Origin of the sequence: Melaminivora alkalimesophila, assembly GCF_000282995.1 — a bacterium.
Lineage (GTDB): Bacteria > Pseudomonadota > Gammaproteobacteria > Burkholderiales > Burkholderiaceae_C > Melaminivora > Melaminivora alkalimesophila.
This window is the reverse complement of record NZ_ALEE01000646.1, coordinates 1-2,777: the sequence shown is the minus strand read 5'-3', so window position 1 is coordinate 2,777 and position 2,777 is coordinate 1. Positions and strand designations below refer to the sequence as shown.

The following is a 2,777-nucleotide window of genomic DNA, read 5'->3' as shown; positions in this document are numbered from 1 at the left end:
CCGCCCGGGGGCGCGGCTCGCCTGCGTGACCGTGGTCTCGCCGTCGGCCGCCAGCAGCTCCGACAGCGGACGCAGCGAAACCGCCGTGCGCCGCACCCACTTGGCGCGCCTCAAGCAATGGGCCCAGCCGCTGCCGCTGGGCAACCACGGGGTGAGCTTTCACGTGCTGGAAGGCAACGACGTCGCCCAGGCGCTGCTGCGCTACGCCGAGGGCAACCGCGTCGGCCTGATCATCCTGGGCGCCGCCACGCACGGGCTGCAGCTGCAGCGCCTGATCGACACCATCCCGATCCGCGTGGCGCGCGACGCGCCGTGCACCGTCGTGCTGGTCAAGCAGCAGCTGCCCTTTGATCTGCTGGGCAGGCGCGGCCCTGGCGACAATGCCGTGCATGACGCCCCGCACCGCCCTTCCTGATCCGCCCGCCCACCCCTACGCCCTCCTCACCCCCGACGTCGTGCTCGACGCCCTGGGCCACGTCGGCCTGCACGGCGACGGCCGGCTGATGGCGCTGGCCTCGTACGAGAACCGCGTCTATCAGGTGGCCCTCGAGGACGGCAGCCGGGTGGTCGCCAAGTTCTACCGGCCCGGGCGCTGGAGCGTCGCGCAGATCCTGGAGGAGCACGCCTTCGCCCTGGAGCTCGCGCGCGCCGAGGTGCCGGTAGTCGCTCCACTGGTGCGCGATGGGAGCAGCCTGCATGTGCACGCGGGTTTCCAGTTCTCCGTGAGTCCCGGGCGCGGCGGGCGCCAGCCAGAGCTGGACGACTTCGAGACGCTGGAGTGGATCGGCCGCTTCATCGCCCGGCTGCACAACGTGGGCGCAGCGCAGCCCTTCGCGCAGCGCCCGGCGCTGGACGTGGCCAGCTTGGGCCAGGAGCCGCGCGACTGGGTGCTGGAGCGCGAAGCCATCGCCCCGGAAGTGCTGCCCGCCTGGCGCGAAGCCTGTGACGAGGCACTGCAGCGGGTGGCCCAGGGGGTGGCCCCGGCAGGCGCGGGGCGCTCCTTCCTGCTGGAGGACGCCACCGCGCTGCGCCTGCACGGCGACTGCCACCCCGGCAACATCCTGTGGACGCCGCCGGATGCGGACGGCCTGGGCGGCGGACCGCATTTCGTCGATCTGGACGATGCGCGCATGGGCCCGGCGGTGCAGGACCTGTGGATGCTGCTGTCGGGCGACCGGCGCCAGCGCACGCAGCAGCTGTCGGCGCTGCTCGATGGCTACGAGCAGCTGCGGCCCTTCGACCGGCGCGAGCTGGCGCTGATCGAGCCCCTGCGCACGCTGCGCCTGATCCATTACAGCGCCTGGCTGGCGCGGCGCTTTGCCGCCGGTGATCCGGCCTTTGCCATCAGCTTCCCCTGGTTCGGCACGAGTGACTACTGGCGTGGGCAGGTGGATGTATTGCGTGGGCAGATCGAGGCGATGGGCGAGGAGCCGCTGAATGCCTGACTGGCCGCTCCGGTCCAAGGGGACATGGCCTCGCTGCAGTGCGAACTCTCAGCGGGGCTGAAGGGACTTTTGCCAGCCGCGCACGATGACACTGGTGAAAAACCTTCGGTCCAGCAACAGCCACACCAGCACCGGCGCCAGGGTGGGCAGCACCAACACGCCCAGCTGGTAACCGAAGATGATGGCCTCGAGCTGCCACTGGTCGATGCGCAGGGCGCGCAGGTCGAACCGGGCGGCGCCAGCCAACTGCATGAGCAGGTACATCGTCAGGCTGAAGCTCTGCACGGGCAGCAGCAGGACGTAGCCCAGCAGGGCCCGCTGCCATCGGCCGGGGGCCCGGCCGGCTGCCCAGGCTGCCGCGAGCAACGCCAGGAAGATGGGCAGTCCGAAGGCATAGCGACCGGGGTCCGCCTCCAGCGTGACCTCTGCCCGGCGCCCGGCCGCCTGCGGCAGCGCGACCTCCACCGTCGTCTCCACCTCGATGCTCCCGGGACGCTTGTGGGCCGTGTGGATCCACATGGGCGTCACCTGCTCCAACGTGGCATGGGTCAGCGCCGCGATCGGATAAGACAGCCACGGCGAGACCCTGGTCCACAGCAGCGTGAAGACGATCACGCCGGCAAACGCCCAGACCGCAAAGCGCACCAGCGGCGCTGGGCGGCGCGCCGGCGGCGCCGGGGTCTCGGTGGCAGCGGGCCTGTCGTCCATGGTGCTCGGCCTTGCGCGCCGGTCAACGCAGCGAGAGGTCCGCGGAGGTGCTGACCAAGCCCTGCCCGGAAGGGGTGCGCGGCGCCACGGGGCGCGCCGGCGGCGCGGGCGGCCCATCCGGCGGACCCTCCGGGCGCGCCTCGCTGCGGGCGCCCGCGCGGACCCAGAGCAGCCAGACGACCAGCACGTCCAGCATGATCAGCGCCTGCCAGAGAAATTCGTGCGCGAAGTCGAAGGCGCTCGTGCTCCACTGGCCCAGGTAGAACAGGCTGATCACGCGCACCACGTTGAGCGCCTGCACCGCCGCGAACCCCGCCGCGAAACCGATCAGGCGGTGCCTCCACGTTGCCGGAAAGGCAATGATGGCGGCAAAGAGCACGATGCACGCCTCGATCCCGTTGCATCCGGCCTCGATCGAGACCCCGAAGCCCGTGGCCGTGTTCCACAGCACCTTTCCGGAAGCCGAGGCGGTGCTGTCGAACCAGGTGACGAGCGCGGCGCAGATGCGCGCGAGCAGGGCCGTCCAGGGCAGCACCGCATGCTGCTGCACCCAGTTGAGCATGTTGAGGCCGAACAGCGACAGCTGGACCGCCAGGAAGAGCAGGAAGAAGCGCAGCATGGCGA

Annotated in this window: 4 protein-coding genes; 2 read left to right on the top strand and 2 right to left on the bottom strand. The window is 71.0% G+C overall.

Annotation, left to right across the window (positions count from 1 at the left end):
* Positions 1 to 415 (top strand): universal stress protein (locus tag A612_RS12585; protein ID WP_141630361.1); only part of this gene is annotated, 415 nt, incomplete at its 5' end.
* Positions 390 to 1,445, top strand: a complete 1,056-nt coding sequence (locus A612_RS12580; protein WP_019374823.1) for a serine/threonine protein kinase — start codon at positions 390 to 392, stop codon at positions 1,443 to 1,445. The genes A612_RS12585 and A612_RS12580, both read left to right, overlap by 26 nt.
* Positions 1,446 to 1,493: 48 nt before the next feature.
* On the opposite strand, the gene A612_RS12575 is transcribed toward A612_RS12580, so the two are convergent.
* On the bottom strand, positions 1,494 to 2,153 hold the full coding sequence (locus tag A612_RS12575; RefSeq protein ID WP_019374822.1) for an exosortase H-associated membrane protein: 660 nt from the start codon (positions 2,151 to 2,153) through the stop codon (positions 1,494 to 1,496).
* Between the two features lie 22 nt (positions 2,154 to 2,175).
* A complete protein-coding gene (gene xrtH / locus A612_RS12570) occupies positions 2,176 to 2,772 on the bottom strand; it encodes an exosortase H (protein ID WP_040436830.1) in 597 nt (198 codons plus the stop codon).
* Positions 2,773 to 2,777 lie beyond the last annotated feature (5 nt).